19 protein-coding genes and 2 tRNA genes are annotated in these 20,014 nt (G+C 61.9%); 20 read left to right on the top strand and 1 reads right to left on the bottom strand.

All coding sequences use genetic code 11. The features are described from left to right. The first annotated feature begins 151 nt into the window (after positions 1-151). Genes oppB through G8E10_RS05145 form a run of 3 tightly spaced genes read left to right on the top strand, consistent with a single transcriptional unit; the run spans position 152 to position 3,804 of the window. On the top strand, positions 152-1,075 hold the full coding sequence (oppB, locus tag G8E10_RS05135; RefSeq protein WP_167127596.1) for an oligopeptide ABC transporter permease OppB: 924 nt from the start codon (positions 152-154) through the stop codon (positions 1,073-1,075). Next, the gene (locus G8E10_RS05140) at positions 1,068-2,198 is read left to right on the top strand and encodes an ABC transporter permease (protein ID WP_132663453.1); all 1,131 of its coding nucleotides are present in this window, start codon (positions 1,068-1,070) and stop codon (positions 2,196-2,198) included. The genes oppB and G8E10_RS05140 overlap by 8 nt, the downstream gene beginning before the upstream one ends. A gap of 1 nt (position 2,199) precedes the next feature. Beyond that, positions 2,200-3,804 (top strand): ABC transporter ATP-binding protein, encoded by a 1,605-nt coding sequence (locus tag G8E10_RS05145; RefSeq protein ID WP_167127600.1) that lies wholly within the window; start codon positions 2,200-2,202, stop codon positions 3,802-3,804. Positions 3,805-3,961: 157 nt separating this feature from the next. On the opposite strand, the gene G8E10_RS05150 is transcribed toward G8E10_RS05145, so the two are convergent. Continuing rightward, a tRNA-Val gene (locus G8E10_RS05150) sits at positions 3,962-4,037 on the bottom strand. Between the two features lie 444 nt (positions 4,038-4,481). On the opposite strand from G8E10_RS05150, the gene G8E10_RS05155 reads away from it, so the two are divergent. The 17 genes from G8E10_RS05155 (at position 4,482) to G8E10_RS05235 (ending at position 19,997) form a co-directional block, all read left to right on the top strand. Continuing rightward, positions 4,482-4,558 (top strand) — tRNA-Asp (locus tag G8E10_RS05155). Positions 4,559-4,901: 343 nt separating this feature from the next. After that, positions 4,902-5,267 carry an NADH-quinone oxidoreductase subunit A gene (locus tag G8E10_RS05160; protein ID WP_062468417.1) on the top strand — a complete coding sequence of 122 codons (366 nt, stop codon included), beginning with the start codon at positions 4,902-4,904 and terminating at the stop codon, positions 5,265-5,267. Beyond that, the gene (locus G8E10_RS05165) at positions 5,258-5,836 is read left to right on the top strand and encodes a NuoB/complex I 20 kDa subunit family protein (protein WP_110726339.1); all 579 of its coding nucleotides are present in this window, start codon (positions 5,258-5,260) and stop codon (positions 5,834-5,836) included. Before G8E10_RS05160 ends, G8E10_RS05165 begins: the two co-directional genes overlap by 10 nt. 77 nt (positions 5,837-5,913) lie before the next feature. Continuing rightward, on the top strand, positions 5,914-6,513 hold the full coding sequence (locus G8E10_RS05170; RefSeq protein ID WP_110799552.1) for an NADH-quinone oxidoreductase subunit C: 600 nt from the start codon (positions 5,914-5,916) through the stop codon (positions 6,511-6,513). A gap of 58 nt (positions 6,514-6,571) precedes the next feature. Beyond that, the gene (locus G8E10_RS05175) at positions 6,572-6,934 is read left to right on the top strand and encodes a four helix bundle protein (protein ID WP_167128025.1); all 363 of its coding nucleotides are present in this window, start codon (positions 6,572-6,574) and stop codon (positions 6,932-6,934) included. A 70-nt stretch (positions 6,935-7,004) separates the two neighbouring features. Beyond that, complete coding sequence (locus G8E10_RS05180) at positions 7,005-8,195, top strand: NADH-quinone oxidoreductase subunit D (protein ID WP_110799550.1); 1,191 nt, start codon at positions 7,005-7,007, stop codon at positions 8,193-8,195. Next, positions 8,195-8,365 carry a hypothetical protein gene (locus tag G8E10_RS05185; RefSeq protein WP_165906706.1) on the top strand — a complete coding sequence of 57 codons (171 nt, stop codon included), beginning with the start codon at positions 8,195-8,197 and terminating at the stop codon, positions 8,363-8,365. The genes G8E10_RS05180 and G8E10_RS05185 overlap by 1 nt, the downstream gene beginning before the upstream one ends. Positions 8,366-8,382: 17 nt before the next feature. Beyond that, the gene (nuoE, locus tag G8E10_RS05190) at positions 8,383-9,270 is read left to right on the top strand and encodes an NADH-quinone oxidoreductase subunit NuoE (protein ID WP_110732539.1); all 888 of its coding nucleotides are present in this window, start codon (positions 8,383-8,385) and stop codon (positions 9,268-9,270) included. Between the two features lie 200 nt (positions 9,271-9,470). Continuing rightward, complete coding sequence (nuoF, locus tag G8E10_RS05195) at positions 9,471-10,775, top strand: NADH-quinone oxidoreductase subunit NuoF (protein ID WP_092987890.1); 1,305 nt, start codon at positions 9,471-9,473, stop codon at positions 10,773-10,775. A gap of 4 nt (positions 10,776-10,779) precedes the next feature. Continuing rightward, positions 10,780-11,511 (top strand): hypothetical protein, encoded by a 732-nt coding sequence (locus G8E10_RS05200; protein WP_167127603.1) that lies wholly within the window; start codon positions 10,780-10,782, stop codon positions 11,509-11,511. A 171-nt stretch (positions 11,512-11,682) separates the two neighbouring features. Further along, positions 11,683-13,764, top strand: a complete 2,082-nt coding sequence (gene nuoG / locus G8E10_RS05205; RefSeq protein WP_167127606.1) for an NADH-quinone oxidoreductase subunit NuoG — start codon at positions 11,683-11,685, stop codon at positions 13,762-13,764. Positions 13,765-13,784: 20 nt separating this feature from the next. Continuing rightward, a complete protein-coding gene (nuoH, locus tag G8E10_RS05210) occupies positions 13,785-14,828 on the top strand; it encodes an NADH-quinone oxidoreductase subunit NuoH (RefSeq protein WP_062596636.1) in 1,044 nt (347 codons plus the stop codon). Positions 14,829-14,892: 64 nt separating this feature from the next. Beyond that, entirely contained in the window at positions 14,893-15,384 is a 492-nt protein-coding gene (nuoI, locus tag G8E10_RS05215; RefSeq protein ID WP_110726331.1) for an NADH-quinone oxidoreductase subunit NuoI, read from the top strand. Positions 15,385-15,528: 144 nt separating this feature from the next. Next, positions 15,529-16,143, top strand: coding sequence for an NADH-quinone oxidoreductase subunit J (locus G8E10_RS05220; RefSeq protein ID WP_110726330.1), 615 nt, complete (start codon positions 15,529-15,531; stop codon positions 16,141-16,143). 30 nt (positions 16,144-16,173) lie between these two features. Further along, complete coding sequence (gene nuoK / locus G8E10_RS05225; RefSeq protein WP_062468393.1) at positions 16,174-16,482, top strand: NADH-quinone oxidoreductase subunit NuoK; 309 nt, start codon at positions 16,174-16,176, stop codon at positions 16,480-16,482. 6 nt (positions 16,483-16,488) lie between these two features. Next, positions 16,489-18,486 carry an NADH-quinone oxidoreductase subunit L gene (gene nuoL, locus G8E10_RS05230; RefSeq protein ID WP_167127609.1) on the top strand — a complete coding sequence of 666 codons (1,998 nt, stop codon included), beginning with the start codon at positions 16,489-16,491 and terminating at the stop codon, positions 18,484-18,486. Next, positions 18,486-19,997, top strand: a complete 1,512-nt coding sequence (locus G8E10_RS05235; RefSeq protein WP_110732535.1) for an NADH-quinone oxidoreductase subunit M — start codon at positions 18,486-18,488, stop codon at positions 19,995-19,997. The genes nuoL and G8E10_RS05235 overlap by 1 nt, the downstream gene beginning before the upstream one ends. Positions 19,998-20,014: the final 17 nt, after the last annotated feature.

The raw sequence follows: 20,014 nt of genomic DNA on the forward strand, positions 1-20,014 counted from the left end.
GGAAAGGGAGTTCAGCCCAGGATCTTCTCCCCCCTTGTGGGGGAGATGCCCGGCAGGGCAGAGAGGGTGTGGCTCAGCGGAGAGCTTCACTAGAGGTGGCCCGTCGCGTGTTCGCCACCCATCACAACACCGCCTCCCATCGGAGAAGGCCATGTTATCCTTCGTTTTTCGCCGCCTTGCGAGCGCCGTGCCGACCCTTTTCATCGTCGTCACGATCTCGTTCTTCCTTATGCGGTTTGCCCCAGGCGGCCCGTTCAATCTCGAACGCCCGCTCTCGCCGCAGACCATGGCCAATCTCAACAAGGCCTATGGGCTGGATCTGCCGCTGTGGCAGCAATATCTGCGCTATCTCGGTAACGTCGTGCGCGGCGATTTCGGCCCGAGCTATATCTACCGCGACAACACGGTCGATCAGCTGATCGGCATGGGGCTGCCCTATTCGATCGAGCTCGGCCTCTGGGCGCTGGGCGTGGCGCTGGTGGGCGGTATTGCCGCTGGCACATTCGCGGCCCTGCGGCAGAATAGCTTTATTGACGTCGCCATCATGACGCTGTCAACGGTGGGTGTCACGGTGCCGAACTTCGTCGTCGGCCCCGTGCTGACACTGGTCTTCGCCGTCACCCTGTCCTGGCTGCCGGCCGGCGGCTGGGGCGATGGCTCGCTGCGGTTTCTCATCCTGCCGATGATCGCGCTCGCTCTGCCGCAGTTGGCCGTGTTCGCACGTCTGACGCGCGGCGCGATGATCGAGGCGCTCCACACCGATCATATCCGCACCGCACGCGCCTACGGCCTGCCGGCGCGAACGGTGGTGGTGACGCATGCAATGCGGGCCGCCATGCTGCCGGTCGTCTCCTACCTCGCGCCCTGCGCCGCAGCCCTTCTCACCGGATCGGCCGTCATCGAAACGCTGTTCACCATTCCCGGTGTCGGCCGCTTCTTCGTGCTTGGCGCCATCAACCGCGATTACACGCTGGTCATGGGCACGGTCGTGCTGATCGCGGTCTTCGTCATCGTCTTCAACCTTGTGGTCGATATTCTCTACGGCCTGCTCGATCCGAGGGTTCGTCATGAGTGATCTTGCCCAAATGCCGGCGGTTCTGCCGGAAGCGGCCAGCCGCAGCCTGTTCCAGCTTGCCGCAATGCGCTTCCGGCGCAACCGTGCGGCCATGGCCGGCAGCGTCGTGCTGGTACTGGTCGCGCTGTTCTCGTTCCTAGGGCCGCTGTTCATCAGCCACAGCTACGATCAGGTGTTTCCCTCCTACGTCTCCGTGCCGCCGAGCCTCGAACCGCGGCCCGGTGCCGACAGCCTGCAGGGCGCGATCTCATCAGCAGCGACGCGGGCGCGCGTCACGCTTCAGGCCTTCAAGGTCGAGGGGCAGACGTTCACGGCTACCTTCACCTCCGACGCGACCATCGATCCCCGCACAACCCGCTATATCGACCGCGCCAACGAGTTCGACGACACCAAGGTGACGGAAACGCGCGATGACGGCCGGACGATCGTGGTCGAGGGCCGCGTGTCACGCGAATATTTCCTGTTCGGCACCGATTCGAACGGCCGCGACCTTGTCGCGCGCGTCATGCTGGGCGGCCAGATCTCGCTTGCCGTCGGCCTGCTCGCCAGCCTCGTCTCGCTCGGCATCGGCGTCCTATACGGCGCGACCTCGGGTTATCTCGGCGGCCGGGTCGACAACATCATGATGCGGTTCGTCGAGATTCTCTATTCGTTGCCCTTCGTGTTTCTCGTCGTCGTGCTCGTGGTTTTCTTCGGTCGCTCCTTCATTCTCATCTTCCTCGTCATCGGGGCGGTGGAGTGGCTGGATATGGCGCGAATCGTGCGCGGCCAGACGCTGGCGCTGAAGCGCCGTGAGTTCGTGGCGGCCGCTCAGGCATTGGGGCTCACCGACTGGCAGATCATCCGCCGACACGTGGTGCCCAACACCATCGGCCCGGTCGTCGTCTTCGTTACCGTCGTCGTGCCCAAGGTGATCCTGCTCGAAAGCTTCCTCTCCTTCCTCGGCCTTGGTGTGCAGGCACCGCTGACGAGCTGGGGTGCGCTAATCTCGGAAGGGGCGAACAACATCCAGTCGGCGCCCTGGCTGCTCATCTTCCCCGCCATCTTCTTCGTCCTCACGCTGTTCTCGCTGAACTTCGTGGGCGATGGGCTGCGCGACGCACTCGATCCGAGGGACCGCTGACATGCCGGAACCAAAAGACATCATTCTCGACGTTCGCGATCTCAAGGTGACGTTCGATACGCCGGACGGGTCGGTCGAGGCGGTCAAGGGCATCGATCTCCACGTGCGCGCCGGCGAAACGCTCGCCGTCGTCGGCGAGAGCGGCTCCGGCAAGAGCCAGACGATGATGGGCATCATGGGGCTGCTGGCAGCAAACGGCCGCGTGACGGGCAGGGCGGCCTATCGCGGGCAGGACCTGATCGGCCTGCCGGTAAAGGCGCTGAACGCGGTGCGCGGCGCGAAGATCACCATGATCTTTCAGGAGCCGATGAGTTCGCTCGATCCGCTCTACACCATCGGCCGCCAGATTTCCGAACCGATCGTCCACCATCGCGGCGGCAGCTTCCGGCAGGCGCGGACCCGCGTTCTCGAACTGCTCGAACTCGTCGGCATTCCCGACCCGCGGCGGCGCATCGACAGCTACCCGCACGAACTCTCCGGCGGCCAGCGCCAGCGCGCCATGATCGCCATGGCGCTCGCCAACGATCCCGACATCCTGATTGCCGACGAGCCGACGACCGCCCTCGATGTGACGATCCAGGCGCAGATTCTCGATCTCCTCCGGTCGCTGCAGACGCGATTCGGTATGGCGGTGGTTCTCATCACCCATGATCTCGGCGTGGTGCGCCATGTCGCCGATCGGGTCGTCGTGATGCGGCGGGGCGAGGTGGTGGAGCAGGGGCTGACGACGGATATCTTCGAACGCCCGCAGGCCGACTACACGAAGATGCTGCTGGACGCCGAGCCGCGTGGCGAGAAGCCGCCGGTTCCGACCTCTGCACCCATCCTTCTCGACGGACAGCGCGTCTCCGTCGATTACGCGACCGGCGGTGGCCTCTTCTCCAAACGCTCCGGCACGTTCCGCGCGGTGGACAAGGTCAGCATTCGCCTGCAGGAGGGGCAGACCATCGGCGTCGTCGGCGAGTCGGGTTCGGGGAAGTCGACGCTCGGGCGGGCGCTGCTGCAGCTCGTTCCCGCCTCCGGCGTCATCCACTTCGATGGGCAGGATATTTCCGGCTTCGACCGGAGAGCGATGCGCCCGCTCCGGCGCGAGATGCAGCTGGTGTTCCAGGACCCGTTCGGCTCGCTCTCGCCGCGCCAGACGGTCGGAGAGATCATCACAGAAGGTCTCTACGTCCACGAGCCGGAATTAAGTCGTGCCGATCGCGACAAGCGCGCCATCGAAGCGCTGAAGGAGGTCGGTCTCGATCCCCAGGCGCGCAACCGCTATCCGCACGAGTTCTCCGGCGGCCAGCGACAGCGGATCGCCATCGCGCGGGCGATGATTCTCAAACCTCGCCTCGTCATCCTCGACGAGCCGACCTCGGCGCTCGACCGCTCGGTGCAGGGACAGGTCATCGACCTCCTGCGGAGCCTTCAGGATGCCCATGGGCTTTCCTACGTCTTCATCAGCCACGACCTCGCCGTCATCAAGGCCATGGCCGACTACGTCATCGTGATGAAGGACGGAGAGATCGTGGAGGAGGGGGAGACGGAAACGTTGTTCGCGGCGCCTCGACAGGCCTATACGCAAACCCTGCTCAGCGCTGCCTATACGGCGGTGTGACGCGAGAAGACCGGCGCGCACACGCGCGTCGGTCTTTCCCTTGACGGGAACCACATAGAAGAGGGGATATGCCGTATGCTCGCGTTCGCGAGCCGTGCACCGATGCGGCGCACACGACGATACTACTAGGTGCGGTAAAATCCAGGCGGAGAGAGAATGGTGGGCGATGACGGACTCGAACCGCCGACATCCTCGGTGTAAACGAGGCGCTCTACCAACTGAGCTAATCGCCCGCCGTGTTGGTGGGCGTGATGTATTCGGAACTGCTGGAAACCGCAAGGCCGCAGGTGCGGTTTTTCGAACTTTTTTGCCGGCTTGGTCACGATGCCTTTATTTTCAGGGATTCTGAGGGTTTTCATCATGTTGAAGCGCCGGTTTTCGCGTCTCTCTACCGGTCTTTACGGAGACAGACCCACCTTGTGGAAAAGCCGCATCTTTTTCTAAGACTCGGAAAACGAGAGGTTTTTCGCCGCCAAGCCCTGATTTGCAGGGGGTTGGGAAGGGGAAGACGAGCGGACACCGGACGGCTGCCGACAATAAATTCAAGTTTGTCATGATTTTGTATTTGAACGCGCTTGACACTCCCCGAAACCCCCCGTAAACAGCCGCTCATCGAACGGCGCAACGCTGAACGGTCACGGAAGACGGACTGAAAAGAACGGTTTTCCAAACAATGCGCGGGTGTAGCTCAGTTGGTTAGAGTGCCGGCCTGTCACGCCGGAGGTCGCGGGTTCGAGCCCCGTCACTCGCGCCATTTTACTTTCACAGTAAAATGAAAATGTCGATCAGCGGTCCTCGAAAGAGGACCGCGACATTTTGCCCTTCCACCCTTCGAGGGTTCTCCAAGACTGGTAATTTCCGCTGAAACGGCTATGTACGTTCCAACTTGGTATTGCTTCGGATGTGATCCGTACGGCTGGGTTGGAACCGCAGAATATGCAGACTCTTCATTCGCTTGAACGAGCGGATGAAAACAAGATGCGAGGCTTGCGCCATGGCGCGGGCTGCGCTAACGACTTTGGCGTTGCAACATTTTTCGGCCTGCAGGCAGACGCCAATCGCGCCTCACCGGCGCGGCCGCGGGCAGGGACAAAACAATGACAGACCTTCTCGGCTCTTATATCCCGATCGCCATCTTCATCGGCATCTCGCTGGTCATTGGCCTGGCGCTTCTTGCTGCGCCGTTCGCGGTCGCCTTCAAGGCGCCGGACGACGAAAAGCTTTCGGCCTACGAGTGCGGCTTCAATGCGTTCGACGATGCGCGCATGAAGTTCGACATTCGCTTCTATCTCGTGTCGATCCTGTTCATCATCTTCGACCTGGAAGTCGCCTTCCTGTTCCCCTGGGCCGTCGCGTTCAAGGGTATGGGCTGGTTCGGTTTCTGGTCCATGATGGCCTTCCTCGGCGTGCTAACCATCGGCTTCATCTATGAATGGAAGAAGGGAGCACTCGAATGGGAGTAGCAACCACGAACACCATGGTGGCTGAGGCCCCCAAGGGCATTATCGATCCCTCGACCGGCAAGCCGGTCGGCGCGAACGATCCATTTTTCGGCGAAATCAACAATGAGCTCGCCGACAAGGGTTTTCTCGTCACCTCGACCGACGAGTTGATCAACTGGGCCCGTACCGGTTCGCTGATGTGGATGACGTTCGGCCTGGCCTGTTGCGCCGTCGAAATGATGCAGATGTCGATGCCGCGCTACGACGCCGAGCGCTTCGGCTTTGCGCCGCGCGCCTCGCCGCGCCAGTCCGACGTGATGATCGTCGCGGGCACGCTGACCAACAAGATGGCGCCGGCACTTCGCAAGGTCTATGACCAGATGCCGGAGCCGCGTTACGTCATCTCGATGGGCTCCTGCGCCAATGGCGGCGGCTACTATCATTATTCCTACTCGGTGGTGCGCGGATGCGATCGCGTCGTGCCTGTCGATATCTACGTGCCGGGCTGTCCTCCCACGGCAGAAGCACTGCTTTACGGCGTGCTCCTGCTGCAGAAGAAGATCCGCCGCACGGGCACGATCGAACGCTAGGCCCTCGAGGTCTTCGATCAAAGGGTTCGTTGCCGCATGCGGCCTGGGCCCGATGGTCATCCGGATAAGGACACGCAATGAGTGAAGCTCTGAACAGCCTCGCGACCTACCTTCGGGAAACCAAGGGCGCCCTGTTCGCCGAAGCGACGATCGCTTTCGGCGACCTGACGCTGACGACGACCGGCGAGAACATCGTCGAACTCCTGACCTTCCTGCGCGACGATGCCCGTTGCGGCTTCATCAACATCATCGACGTCTGCGGCGTGGATTACCCCGCGCGCGCGCAGCGTTTCGACGTGGTCTACCACTTCCTGTCGCCGAAGCAGAACCTGCGCATCCGCGTCAAGGTCGCAACGTCGGAAGAAGAGCCCGTTCCCTCGATCTGCAGCGTCTTCCCCGGCGCCGACTGGTTCGAGCGCGAAGCCTACGACATGTACGGCATCCTCTTCACCGGCCACCCGGACCTCCGCCGCATCCTCACCGACTACGGTTTCGAGGGCTATCCGCTGCGCAAGGATTTCCCGCTGACGGGCTATGTCGAAGTGCGCTACAACGACGAAGCCAAGCGCGTGGTCTACGAGCCGGTCGAACTCAAGCAGGAATTCCGCAATTTCGATTTTCTGTCTCCCTGGGAGGGGACGGATTATGTGTTGCCGGGGGATGAGAAGGCGAAGTGATCAGCGAATAGTGAGTAGCGAATAGCTTTTCGAATAACGAGAGACGGGGAGGGGATCGATAGACTCCTACAAAGACCTGAAAGTCTGGCAGCAGGCGGTCGAGTTGGCCGTAAACTGCTATGAATGCACATCAGGTTTTCCCAAACAGGAGTTGTTTGGTCTCACGGGTCAGATAAGACGTTCGGCGACATCGATTGCGGCGAACATCGCGGAAGGTCATGGTCGAGAGAGTGCAGGAAGCTTCATTCAGTTCCTGCGGATTTCCCAAGGCTCTCTGAAGGAACTGGAAACGCATTTGTTGATTGCTCGACGCGTTGGGCTCTTGCCGGTTGGTGAGGCCGAACTTCTGGATGGACGATGCAATGACATTGGAAAAATGGTACGGGCTCTGATCAGGAGTCTGCAAGGATCCTCACGATGAAGACGGATAAGCCCGCGCGCCTCGAAAACTATTCGCTATTCGCTATTCGCTTCCGCTTCGGAGCACGCACATGAACGAACACAACATCCGCAACTTCAACATCAACTTCGGGCCGCAGCACCCGGCGGCGCATGGCGTTTTGCGCTTAGTGCTGGAGCTTGACGGGGAAATCGTTGAGCGGGTCGATCCGCATATCGGTCTGCTGCACCGTGGCACCGAGAAGCTGATCGAGGCGAAGACCTATCTTCAGGCTCTGCCGTATTTCGACCGTCTCGACTACGTTGCTCCGATGAACCAGGAGCACGGGTTCTCGCTCGCCGTGGAGAAGCTGACCGGCACAGAGGTGCCAATCCGCGGGCAGCTGATCCGCGTGCTCTATTCGGAAATCGGCCGCATCCTGTCGCATCTCCTCAACGTGACCACGCAGGCCATGGACGTCGGCGCGTTGACGCCGCCGCTCTGGGGCTTCGAAGAGCGCGAAAAGCTGATGGTGTTCTACGAGCGCGCCTCCGGCTCGCGCATGCATGCAGCCTACATCCGTCCGGGCGGCGTGCATCAGGACCTGCCGCACGAGCTGGTCGAGGATATCGGCAAGTGGATCGATCCGTTCCTGAAGACCGTCGACGATATCGATGAGCTTCTGACCGGAAACCGCATCTTCAAGCAGCGCAACGTCGATATCGGCGTCGTCAGCCTTGAGGACTGCTGGGCCTGGGGTTTCTCGGGCGTCATGGTCCGTGGTTCGGGCGCTGCCTGGGACCTGCGCAAGTCGCAGCCCTACGAGTGCTATGCCGACATGGATTTCGACATTCCGATCGGCAAGAACGGCGACTGTTACGATCGCTACCTCATCCGCATGATCGAGATGCGCGAGTCGGCCAAGATCATGCGCCAGTGCGTGGATCGCCTGCTCGGCGACGCGAAGGTCGGCCCGGTCTCCTCACTCGACGGCAAGGTCGTTCCGCCGAAGCGCGGCGAGATGAAGCGGTCGATGGAAGCGCTGATCCACCACTTCAAGCTCTATACCGAAGGCTATCACGTGCCGGCCGGCGAAGTTTACGCTTCGGTCGAAGCGCCGAAGGGCGAGTTCGGCGTCTATCTCGTGTCGGACGGCACCAACAAGCCGTATCGCTGCAAGATCCGGGCTCCCGGTTACGCGCACCTGCAGGCGATGGACTATATCTGTCGTGGCCACCAGCTTGCCGACGTTTCGGCCATTCTCGGCTCGCTGGATATCGTGTTCGGGGAGGTCGATCGCTGATGCTGGACCGCTCCGTCGCCGCCCGCCGCTTCGTCATCCAGACGCTCGACCGTCTTCTGGCCCAGTCGGCCACGAACGGGCAATCTTCCGCTGCGGCCGATCGCCGCGAACAAAATTCCTCCGGACCCGAGCCGCTGTTCAACAGCATGTTCGCCGGATCGAGAAACTGAAATAGGGTGCGGTAACAATGTCCGTTCGTCGACTAGCCGATGTAGCCGTCCAGCCGCAGCAGTTCGCATTCAGCGATTCGAATGCTGCGTGGGCGCAGACCACCATCCGGAAGTATCCGGAAGGCCGCCAGCAGTCCGCTGTCATCCCGCTTCTGATGCGGGCGCAGGAGCAGGACGGCTGGGTGACCAAGGCCGCAATCGAGAGCATCGCCGACATGCTCGACATGCCCTACATCCGCGTTCTCGAAGTCGCGACCTTCTACACCCAGTTCCAGCTGAAGCCGATCGGCACCCGGGCGCATATCCAGGTGTGCGGCACGACGCCCTGCATGCTGCGCGGCTCGGAAGAGCTGATCGCGCTTTGCAAGCGTAAGATTCATGGCCAGCCGCTGACCCAGAACGAGAGCGGCACGCTGTCGTGGGAAGAGGTCGAGTGTCAGGGCGCCTGCGTCAATGCGCCGATGGTGATGATTTTCAAGGACAGCTATGAAGACCTGACGGTCGAGCGCCTGGAAGAGATCATCGATACTTTCGAGGCCGGACGCGGTGCAGAGATCGTTCCGGGCCCGCAGATCGACCGCATCTTCTCCGCACCGATCGACGGCCTGACGACGCTGACCGAAGAGCCGACGCCGCAGCGCAATCAGGTCACGGAGCCCCCGGCACCGGCGGCGCCGCAGGAGGGAGCCTCGGTTCCCCCGTCGGAAGCCGGCCGCCCGAAGAGCACGGATGCCGAAACAAACCCGACGATGAAGACGCCGGCCACCGCGAAGAGCGAGTCGGCCGCCAATGCCAAGAAGGAAGGCGGCGAGACCAAGGATGCTGCATCCGTGGACACGCCCGAGGGCGGCGAAAAGACCGACCTCACGGCAGGTGCCGGCAAACCAGCGCCTGAGGCAAAATGATATAACGGCGGGGCACCGTCGCGCCGGGTTCGGCGCACGGTGGCTCTGGCCACGGGCTGCGAAGCCTTGTACACCGGAAGGATCGGCAGCCGCCGACGACCGGTGCCAAGAGGCGGACGACGGCAGCCCGACGAATGGACGCAAGGACTGACCCGCTTTGACGGCGGATCCACATTCTCGAAGAATCGGCGGACTGAGCCATGCTTGACGATAAAGATCGCATCTTCACCAATCTCTACGGCCTTCACGACAAGTCGCTGAAGGGCGCGATGTCGCGCGGCCACTGGGACGGCACCAAGCAGATCCTGGAAAAAGGTCGCGACTGGATCATCAACGAGATGAAGGCCTCCGGTCTGCGCGGCCGCGGCGGCGCTGGCTTCCCGACAGGCCTCAAATGGTCCTTCATGCCGAAGGAAAGCGACGGACGCCCGCACTACCTCGTCGTCAACGCCGACGAATCGGAGCCCGGCACCTGCAAGGACCGTGACATCATGCGTCACGATCCGCACACGCTGATCGAAGGCTGCGTCATCGCCAGCTTCGCCATGGGCGCGCATGCCGCCTACATCTATGTGCGCGGCGAATATATGCGCGAACGCGAAGCGCTGCAGGCCGCGATCGACGAGTGCTACGATGCGGGTCTTCTCGGCGCCAACAACAAGCTCGGCTGGGACATGGAGATCTTCGTCCACCATGGCGCCGGCGCCTATATCTGCGGCGAGGAAACCGCGTTGCTCGAAAGCCTGGAAGGCAAGAAGGGCCAGCCGCGCCTGAAGCCGCCATTCCCGGCCAACATGGGCCTCTACGGTTGCCCCACGACGGTCAACAACGTCGAGTCGATCGCGGTCGCACCGACGATCCTTCGTCGCGGCGCCGGCTGGTTCTCGTCTATTGGCCGTCCGAACAATGTCGGCACGAAGCTGTTCATGGTCTCCGGCCATGTCAACAAGCCGTGCACCTTCGAAGACGCGATGGGAACGCCGTTCCGCGAGATGATCGAGCGCCATTGCGGCGGCGTTCGCGGCGGCTGGGACAATCTTCTGGCGGTTATTCCCGGTGGTTCGTCCTGTCCGGTGGTGAAAGCCGAACATATCATCGATGCACCGATGGATTTCGACGGCATGCGTGACGTCAAGTCGTCATTCGGTACCGCGGCCATCATCGTGATGGATCGCTCCACCGACATCATCAAGGCCATCTGGCGTCTGGCAGCCTTCTACAAGCATGAAAGCTGCGGCCAGTGCACGCCATGCCGTGAAGGCACGGGCTGGATGATGCGCGTCATGGAGCGCATGGTTCAGGGCCGCGCGCAGAAGCGCGAGATCGACATGCTGTTCGACGTGACGAAACAGGTCGAAGGTCATACGATCTGCGCGCTCGGCGACGCCGCCGCCTGGCCGATCCAGGGCCTGATCCGCAACTTCCGTCCCGAGATGGAAGCGCGGATCGATGAATACACCCGCAACGCCTCCTCGCATGGCGCTGTTCTGCAAGCCGCGGAGTAACAGAATGACAACGTCGCCGTATGACGATGAGCAGGCCGGTCCCGCAGACGCGCAGGGCTCTTCGTCGTCGTCAAAGGGCGATCCCGCGGGTTTTACCGGCTGGACGAAAGAGGGCGGGCCGCCCTTGCCGCCGCTGATGCAGCATCCCACGGCTTCGGTCGCGGCGGCAGCGGCGATCGGCTTCGGAATGGCAAGCCACTTCGCCGGTTTCATGCTCGGTGCGATGCAGGGGTTCATGGAGGCGGCACAGAAGGCGGCCGCTACGGCCGAAGCAGAGCGTCAGGCAGGGCAGGGGGCAGCATCTGCTGCAACCGAGGCGACGGAACCTGCCAGCGCCGATGAAGCGGCCAAGGTCGGTGCGCCGAAGGCGGATGCCGAAGCTGCAGAAAAGCCGATCGCCGATCTCGTGGCCGTCGCTGCGGAAGCAACGGCTGCCGCGGTCGCACGAGCCTCTGCCGCCGTTGCCAAGACTTCGCCGCGGGCCGCGAAGGGGGCAAGCCCGGCTGCAAAGCCTGCGCGCGCCCGCCGCGGCAAGGCTGCAGACGACCTGAAGAAGATTTCCGGCATCGGCCCGAAGCTGGAGCAGGTCCTGAAAAGCCTCGAGGTCACGCAGTTCAGCGAAATTGCGGCTTGGGACGAGAACGATATTGCCCGGTTCGACCGGGAGCTCAGCGCCAGCGGTCGCATCGTGAAGGATCGCTGGGTCGAACAGGCCAAGGTGCTCGCAAAGAGCTGAGAGCCGACGCCGAACCGATATGCTTCGGCTAAGGCTGCCAAAGCTTACGGGGCCGTGGCCCGCAGGGATGATCGAGGCCAATGGCCTCGGGACAGATTGGGCCGCTAAGGCCCTTTGACGATCGATCCGTCGCTTGAAGACCGGCGGAAGAGGACAGGATTGAGTGCGAAGATGGCAAAGCTGAAAGTCGACGGAAAAGAGATCGAAGTCCCGGATCATTTCACGCTGCTTCAGGCATGCGAGGAAGCCGGCGCCGAGGTTCCGCGCTTCTGTTTCCACGAGCGGCTGTCGGTTGCCGGCAATTGTCGCATGTGTCTGATCGAAGTGAAGGGTGGCCCGCCGAAGCCGGCGGCCTCCTGCGCCATGGGCGTGCGCGACCTGCGCCCGGGGCCAAACGGCGAGACGCCGGAAGTCTTCACGACCACGCCGATGGTCAAGAAGGCCCGCGAAGGCGTGATGGAATTCCTGCTGATCAACCATCCACTGGACTGCCCGATCTGCGACCAGGGCGGCGAGTGCGACCTGCAGGACCAGGCGATGGCCTTCGGCGTCGACTCGACGCGGTACAACGAGAACAAGCGCGCCGTCGAAGACAAGTATATCGGCCCGCTGGTGAAGACGGTCATGAACCGCTGCATTCACTGCACGCGCTGCGTCCGCTTCACCACCGAAGTCGCCGGTATCGCCGAACTCGGCCTTATCGGCCGTGGCGAAGATGCTGAGATCACGACCTATCTCGAGCAGGCGATGACATCGGAGCTTCAGGGCAACGTGGTCGATCTCTGCCCGGTCGGCGCACTGACCTCGAAGCCCTATGCGTTCAACGCGCGTCCGTGGGAACTCGGCAAGACCGAATCGATCGACGTCATGGACGCGGTGGGCTCTGCCATCCGCGTCGATACGCGCGGCCGCGAAGTCATGCGTGTCATGCCCCGCATCAATGAAGAGATCAACGAAGAGTGGATCTCCGACAAGACCCGCTTCATCTGGGATGGCCTGAAGACGCAGCGTCTGGATCGTCCCTATGTGAAGAAGGACGGTCGTCTGCAGCCCGCAAGCTGGGGCGAAGCCTTCGCCGCCATCAAGGGCGCCGTGGCCAAGACCAGCGGCGACCGCATCGGCGCGATTGCCGGCGACCTTGCATCCGTCGAGGAAATGTACGCCCTGAAGGGACTGATGACGGCGCTCGGCTCCACGAGTATCGACTGCCGCCAGGACGGTGCAGCGCTCGATCCGTCCCTCGGCCGTTCAAGCTATCTCTTCAATCCCACCATCCAGGGCATTGAAAACGCTGACGCCCTCCTGATCATCGGCGCCAACCCTCGCTTCGAAGCATCGGTGTTGAACGCTCGGATCCGCAAGCGCTTCCGGATGAGCAAGTTCCCGATCGGCGTCATCGGTGAAGCCGCCGAACTGCGCTACACCTATGATTACCTTGGCGCCGGTACGGATACGCTGAGCGAATTGCTCGCCGGCCGCGGTAGCTTCTATGAGGTGCTGACGAAGGCCGAGCGTCCGATGATCATCATCGGGCAGGGCGCACTGATCGGTGACAGCGGCGCGTCGGTTCTGGCATCTGCTGCAAAGTTTGCCGGTGCGATCGGCGCGATCTCCGAAGGCTGGAACGGCTTTGCTGTGCTTCACACGGCGGCAGCCCGCGTCGGCGGTCTCGATCTCGGCTTCGTACCGGGCGCGAACGGCAAGAAGGCGCAGGAGATGGTGACGGGCACGGACGTGCTCTTCCTTCTCGGCGCCGACGAGATCGATCTCGACGCCCGCAAGAGCGGCTTCACGGTCTATATCGGCTCGCATGGCGACAACGGTGCCCATGGCGCGGACGTCATCCTTCCCGGTGCGACCTATACCGAGAAATCCGGCATCTGGGTCAACACCGAAGGCCGCGTCCAGATGGGCAATCGCGCCGGCTTCGCACCGGGCGAGGCACGTGAAGACTGGGCGATCCTGCGGGCTCTGTCCGACGTGCTGGGCAAGAAGCTACCCTTCGATTCGCTCACCGAGCTGCGTCGAAAACTGGTCGCGGAATTCCCGCATTTCGGCGAGGTCGATACGATCGCCGAGCCCGTTGACGGCGAAATTGCCGCACTTGCACAAAAAGCCGGTGAGATGACCAAATCCGCGTTTGCGTCTCCGGTGAAAGACTTCTATTTGACGAACCCGATAGCGCGCGCTTCCGCGGTCATGGCCGAATGTTCGGCGCTGGCTCGCAATAATTTCAAAGCGGCAGCGGAATGAGCGCGGGAGAATAAGGCACCATGGACGGTTTTCTTTCGACCTACGTCTGGCCGGCGGCCATCATGATCGGCCAGTCGCTTCTGCTGCTGGTCGCTCTCCTGATCTTCATCGCCTATATCCTGTTGGCCGACCGCAAGATCTGGGCAGCGGTGCAGCTGCGCCGTGGACCCAACGTGGTGGGTCCCTTCGGTCTTTTCCAGTCCTTCGCCGATCTTTTGAAGTTCGTCGTCAAGGAGCCGGTGATTCCCGCTGGTGCCAACAAGGTCCTCTTCCTGCTGGCGCCGCTGGTATCGGTGACGCTGGCGCTCGCCGCTTGGGCCGTCGTTCCCTTGAACGACAACTGGGTGATGGCGAACATCAATGTCGGCATCCTCTACGTTCTCGCCATCTCGTCGCTCGAAGTCTACGGCGTCATCATGGGCGGCTGGGCGTCGAACTCCAAGTACCCTTTCCTGTCGGCTCTTCGGTCTGCAGCGCAGATGGTGTCCTACGAAGTCTCGATCGGTTTCGTCATCGTCACCGTGCTGCTTTGCGTCGGCTCGCTGAACCTGACGGACATCGTCAATTCGCAGCGCGACGGTCTGGGCACGATGATGGGCCTGCCGGGCTCCTTCCTCGACTGGTACTGGCTGCCGCTGTTCCCGATGTTCATCGTGTTCTTCATTTCGGCGCTGGCCGAGACGAACCGGCCGCCCTTCGATCTGGTGGAAGCGGAGTCCGAACTCGTCGCCGGCTTCATGGTCGAATACGGCTCCACCCCCTACATGATGTTCATGCTCGGCGAGTACGCTGCCATCTGCCTGATGTGCGCGCTCACCACGATCCTCTTCCTCGGTGGCTGGCTGCCTCCGGTGGACGTCTGGTTCCTCAACTGGGTTCCCGGCATCATCTGGTTCGTGCTGAAGGCCTCGCTAGTGTTCTTCATGTTCGCGATGGTCAAGGCGTTCGTGCCGCGCTACCGCTACGACCAGTTGATGCGTCTCGGCTGGAAGGTGTTCCTTCCCCTGTCGCTCGTCATGGTCTTTATCGTTGCAATCACGCTGAAGCTCGGTGGATGGGCCTGATGCCCGTCCGCAGCTTCGCGACAGTCGCTGGCGTCTCCCAGGCCAGCTCATTCGGAGGTAAATGATGGCCGCTATTTCGCAAGCCGTCAGATCGCTGTTCCTCAAGGAGTTCGTCGGCGCGTTCTTCCTGTCAATGCGGTATTTCTTCGCGCCGAAGGCGACGCTGAACTATCCGTTCGAAAAAGGTCCGATCAGCCCGCGTTTCCGCGGGGAGCATGCGTTGCGTCGCTATCCGAACGGCGAAGAGCGCTGCATCGCCTGCAAGCTGTGCGAGGCGATCTGTCCCGCCCAGGCTATCACCATCGAAGCCGGCCCGCGCCGCAATGACGGCACCCGCCGCACGGTGCGCTACGACATCGACATGGTGAAGTGCATCTATTGCGGCTTCTGCCAGGAAGCCTGCCCGGTCGACGCGATCGTTGAAGGGCCGAATTTCGAATTCGCCACCGAGACGCGCGAAGAGCTGTACTACGACAAGGATCGCCTTCTTTCGAACGGCGACCGTTGGGAGCGCGAAATCGCCCGCAACATCGGCATCGACTCGCCGTACCGTTAAGACGACGGCGCCATCTCGGCGCAGCGCCGCCCGCCCGGGCGGCGATACACTGGAAATTTGGGTGTCGACCGGACCTCTCCGGTCGGCCAGGAACGGTTTGCGCGAAGGCAGATCGCTCCGGGGAAGACGAAAAAGGCACCGGTCATGGGTCTGCAGACTCTATTCTTCTATCTCTTCGCCTTCATCGCCGTCGCATCGGCGTTCATGGTGATTTCGGCCAGGAACCCGGTCTATTCGGTCCTGTTCCTCATCCTGTGCTTCTTCAACTCGGCGGGCCTGTTCCTGCTGACGGGGGCCGAGTTCCTCGCGATGATCCTGCTGGTCGTCTATATCGGCGCCGTCGCGGTTCTCTTCCTCTTCGTCGTGATGATGCTCGATATCGACTTTAACCAACTGCGCTCGGGCGTGCTCGACTACGCACCGGTGGGTGCACTTGTCGGCTTGATCCTCGCGGCCGAGCTGATCATCGTCGTTGCTGGCAGCACCTTCTCACCGGAGATCGCCAAGACCGTGTCGATGCCGATCCCGGCCGTGACCGACCGCACCAACACCGCCGCCCTCGGCGACGTCATCTACACCCACTACATCTACTACTTCCAGATTGCCGGCCTCGTGCTGTTCGTCGCCATGATCGGCGCGATCGTGCTCACGCTGCGCCATCGCCCCAACATCAAGCGCCAGAACATTTCCCAGCAGGTCGCCCGCGTTCCCGCCACCGCCGTCGAGGTGGTGAAGGTCAAGCCGGGGCAGGGGCTCTGAGCCGGTACTGAAGGTCAAGGACAAGACATCATGGAAATCGGTATTTCCCACTATCTGACCGTCAGCGCCATCCTGTTCACGCTGGGCGTCTTCGGCATCTTCCTCAACCGCAAGAACATCATCGTCATCCTGATGTCGGTGGAGCTCATCCTGCTCGCGGTGAACATCAACATGGTCGCCTTCTCGTCGTTCCTCAACGACATCACCGGCCAGGTGTTCGCGCTGTTCATTCTGACAGTTGCCGCGGCGGAAGCCGCCATCGGTCTTGCAATTCTCGTCGTCTTCTATCGTAACCGCGGCTCTATCGCGGTCGAAGACGTCAACATGATGAAGGGCTGATCGGCCATGGATACCATCATCAAAGCGGTCGTCTTCCTGCCGCTCATCGGCTTCCTGATCGCGGGCCTGTTCGGCTCGAAGATCGGCGCGAAGGCTTCGGAATACGTGACCACCGGTCTCATGGCCGTCGTTGCCGTCCTGTCCTGGGTCGTCTTCTTCCACGTCGGTCTCGGCGAGACGGAGATGATCAAGGTCTTCGTCATGCGCTGGATCCAGACCGGCAGTTTCGACACCGAATGGGCCTTCCGCGTCGATACGCTGACGGCCGTCATGTTCGTGGTCGTCAACACCGTGTCGTTCCTGGTGCACCTGTACTCCATCGGCTACATGCACCACGATCCGCATCGCCCGCGGTTCTTCGCCTATCTCTCGCTCTTCACCTTCGCCATGCTGATGCTGGTGACCTCCGACAACCTGCTGCAGATGTTCTTCGGCTGGGAAGGCGTGGGTCTCGCGTCCTACCTGCTCATCGGCTTCTGGTACAAGAAGCCTTCGGCGAGTGCTGCGGCCATGAAGGCATTCATCGTCAACCGCGTCGGCGACTTCGGCTTCGCGCTCGGCATCTTCGGTGTCTTCGTCCTCTTCGGCTCGATCTCGTTCGAAACGATCTTCGCGACGGCTGCGACCTACCTGCCGGCCGAAGGTGCGGCCAACGCCACGGACACGGTCATCACGCTGTTCGGCATGCATCTCGATCGCGCCGACGCCGTCACCGGCGTCGCATTGCTGCTCTTCATGGGCGCCATGGGTAAATCGGCGCAGTTCCTCCTGCACACCTGGCTGCCGGACGCGATGGAAGGCCCGACTCCGGTCTCGGCGCTCATTCATGCCGCGACCATGGTCACCGCGGGCGTCTTCCTCGTCGCCCGCATGTCGCCGGTGTTCGAGCTGTCGCCGACGGCCCTGACCGTTGTGACTCTGATCGGCGCTATCACCGCCTTCTTCGCAGCCACCGTCGGTCTCGTGCAGAACGACATCAAGCGCGTCATCGCCTATTCGACCTGTTCTCAGCTCGGCTATATGTTCGTGGCGCTGGGCGTCGGCGCCTATGGTGCCGCCGTGTTCCACCTCTTCACGCACGCCTTCTTCAAGGCGCTTCTGTTCCTCTGCGCCGGCTCGGTCATCCATGCCGTCGATGGTGAGCAGGACATGCGCCACATGGGCGGTCTGCGTCCGCACATCAAGATCACCTTCGCAATGATGCTGATCGGAACGCTCGCCATCACCGGCGTCGGCATTCCCTTCACGCCGGTCGGCTTTGCCGGCTTCTTCTCCAAGGACGTGATCATCGAGGCAACGTACGCTTCGCACTCGCCGCTCTCGGGCTTCGCCTTCACGCTTCTGGTCATCGCCGCTCTGTTCACGAGCTTCTACTCGTGGCGCCTGATGTTCCTGACCTTCTTCGGCAAGCCGCGCGCGAGCCATGAGGTCATGCATCACGTGCACGAATCCCCGATGGTCATGCTCGTTCCGCTCTTCATCCTCGGTTTCGGCGCCATCGTCGCCGGCTTCCTCGGTGAAGGCTACTTCTACGGCCACGAATATGCGGAGTTCTGGCAGGGTGCGCTGTTCACCTCGGCCGAAAACGAACTGCTGGAAGAATTCCACCATGTTCCGGCTCTGGTTGCGCTCAGCCCGTTCATCGCCATGGTGCTCGGCTTTGTCACGGCCTGGTACTTCTACATCAAGTCGCCGGAAACGCCGAAGGCGCTGGCCCGCCAGCATCGCGGCCTCTACCAGTTCCTTTTGAACAAATGGTACTTCGACGAGCTTTACGACTTCCTGTTCGTGCGTCCCGCCAAACGCCTTGGCACCTTCCTGTGGAAGGAGGGTGACGGTCGCGTCATCGACGGCTTCGGTCCGAACGGCGTCGCCGCCCGGGTCATGGACGTCACGCGCGGCGTCGTGCGCCTGCAGACCGGTTACCTCTATCACTATGCGTTCGTGATGCTGATCGGCGTCGCCGCACTCGTTACCTGGATGATGCTCGGGAGCTCCTTCTGATGACCGATTGGCCCATTCTCTCGGCGGTCACCTTCCTGCCGCTGGTCGGCGTTGTGCTCCTGCTTCTGATGCGCGACGACAGCGCCGCCGGTCGCCGCAACGTGCTCAACATCTCGCTCGCAACGACGGTCGTCACCTTCCTGCTGTCACTGTTCATCTGGGCCGGGTTCGACAATGCGAACCCGGGTTTCCAGATGGTCGAGCGTCATGCTTGGCTTGGCACCGGTATCTCCTATCATCTGGGCGTCGATGGCATTTCGATGCTGTTCGTCATCCTCACGACGTTCCTGATGCCTTTCTGCGTGCTGGCGAGCTGGCACTCGATCGAAAAGCGCATCAAGTCCTACATGATCGCCTTCCTGCTGCTGCAGGTCGTCATGACGGGCGTGTTCGTCTCGCTCGATATCGTGCTCTTCTACGTGTTCTTCGAAGCGACCCTGATCCCGATGTTCGTCATCATCGGCGTCTGGGGTGGCAAGGAGCGCGTCTACGCCAGCTACAAGTTCTTCCTCTACACGCTGTTCGGCTCGGTCCTGATGATGCTCGCCATCATGGCGATGTACTGGCAGACAGGCACGACCGATATGGTTGAACTCCTGAAGGCCGGCTTCCCCGCAAGCATGCAGACCTGGCTCTGGCTCGCCTGCTTTGCGGCCTTCGCCGTGAAGATGCCAATGTGGCCCGTCCACACCTGGCTGCCGGATGCGCACGTTCAGGCACCGACGGCCGGTTCTGTCATCCTTGCCGGCGTCATGCTGAAGCTCGGCGGCTATGGCATGGTCCGCATCTCGCTCGGCATGTTCCCGCTTGCATCCGAGCAGTTCGCGCCGCTTGTCTTCACGCTGTCCGTCGTCGCCATCATCTACACCTCGCTGGTCGCGATGATGCAGCAGGACATCAAGAAGCTGATCGCCTACTCCTCCGTCGCCCATATGGGCTACGTGACCATGGGCATCTTCGCCGCCAACGTGCAGGGCGTGCAGGGGGCCATCTTCCAGATGTTGTCGCACGGCATCGTGTCCTCGGCGCTCTTCCTCTGCGTCGGCGTGGTCTATGATCGGCTGCACACCCGCGAGATCTCGGCCTATGGTGGCCTTGTCAACAACATGCCGAAATACGCCGTGATCTTCATGATTTTCACCATGGCGAATGTCGGACTTCCCGGCACCTCCGGCTTCGTCGGGGAAATAACGACCCTGCTCGGCGCCTTCCAGGCGAACACCTGGGTCGCCTTCTTCGCCACGACGGGCGTCATCCTCTCGGCCTGCTACGCGCTGTGGCTCTATCGCCGCGTGATGTTCGGTGCGCTGGAGAAGGAGAAGCTGAAGGCTCTGCTCGACCTGTCGCCGCGCGAAAAGGTGATCCTCTACCCGCTCGCGGTGCTCACCATCTTCTTCGGCGTCTATCCGGCGCCGGTCTTCGATGCCACGGCGGCTTCCGTCGATGTGCTGATCAATAATTACACGACCGCCGTTCAGGCAGCGCAGTCCCTTGCGCTCTCGGCAAACTGACGACGGGGCGAGAGAAA

It is taken from the genome of Ferranicluibacter rubi (assembly GCF_011603255.1).
GTDB classification, from domain to species: domain Bacteria; phylum Pseudomonadota; class Alphaproteobacteria; order Rhizobiales; family Rhizobiaceae; genus Ferranicluibacter; species Ferranicluibacter rubi.

Excerpts from the sequence above, each read along its gene's own strand:
- G8E10_RS05185 (WP_165906706.1), top strand. The coding sequence starts at position 8,195 with ATGCTGGACCGCTCCGTCGCCGCCCGCCGCTTCGTCATCCAGACGCTC.
- nuoL (WP_167127609.1), top strand. The coding sequence starts at position 16,489 with ATGGATACCATCATCAAAGCGGTCGTCTTCCTGCCGCTCATCGGCTTC.
- nuoF (WP_092987890.1), top strand. The coding sequence starts at position 9,471 with ATGCTTGACGATAAAGATCGCATCTTCACCAATCTCTACGGCCTTCAC.
- nuoE (WP_110732539.1), top strand. The coding sequence starts at position 8,383 with ATGTCCGTTCGTCGACTAGCCGATGTAGCCGTCCAGCCGCAGCAGTTC.
- G8E10_RS05165 (WP_110726339.1), top strand. The coding sequence starts at position 5,258 with ATGGGAGTAGCAACCACGAACACCATGGTGGCTGAGGCCCCCAAGGGC.
- nuoG (WP_167127606.1), top strand. The coding sequence starts at position 11,683 with ATGGCAAAGCTGAAAGTCGACGGAAAAGAGATCGAAGTCCCGGATCAT.
- G8E10_RS05235 (WP_110732535.1), top strand. The coding sequence starts at position 18,486 with ATGACCGATTGGCCCATTCTCTCGGCGGTCACCTTCCTGCCGCTGGTC.
- G8E10_RS05200 (WP_167127603.1), top strand. The coding sequence starts at position 10,780 with ATGACAACGTCGCCGTATGACGATGAGCAGGCCGGTCCCGCAGACGCG.
- G8E10_RS05140 (WP_132663453.1), top strand. The coding sequence starts at position 1,068 with ATGAGTGATCTTGCCCAAATGCCGGCGGTTCTGCCGGAAGCGGCCAGC.
- nuoH (WP_062596636.1), top strand. The coding sequence starts at position 13,785 with ATGGACGGTTTTCTTTCGACCTACGTCTGGCCGGCGGCCATCATGATC.
- oppB (WP_167127596.1), top strand. The coding sequence starts at position 152 with ATGTTATCCTTCGTTTTTCGCCGCCTTGCGAGCGCCGTGCCGACCCTT.
- nuoK (WP_062468393.1), top strand. The coding sequence starts at position 16,174 with ATGGAAATCGGTATTTCCCACTATCTGACCGTCAGCGCCATCCTGTTC.
- G8E10_RS05160 (WP_062468417.1), top strand. The coding sequence starts at position 4,902 with ATGACAGACCTTCTCGGCTCTTATATCCCGATCGCCATCTTCATCGGC.
- G8E10_RS05180 (WP_110799550.1), top strand. The coding sequence starts at position 7,005 with ATGAACGAACACAACATCCGCAACTTCAACATCAACTTCGGGCCGCAG.
- G8E10_RS05220 (WP_110726330.1), top strand. The coding sequence starts at position 15,529 with ATGGGTCTGCAGACTCTATTCTTCTATCTCTTCGCCTTCATCGCCGTC.
- G8E10_RS05170 (WP_110799552.1), top strand. The coding sequence starts at position 5,914 with ATGAGTGAAGCTCTGAACAGCCTCGCGACCTACCTTCGGGAAACCAAG.
- nuoI (WP_110726331.1), top strand. The coding sequence starts at position 14,893 with ATGGCCGCTATTTCGCAAGCCGTCAGATCGCTGTTCCTCAAGGAGTTC.
- G8E10_RS05145 (WP_167127600.1), top strand. The coding sequence starts at position 2,200 with ATGCCGGAACCAAAAGACATCATTCTCGACGTTCGCGATCTCAAGGTG.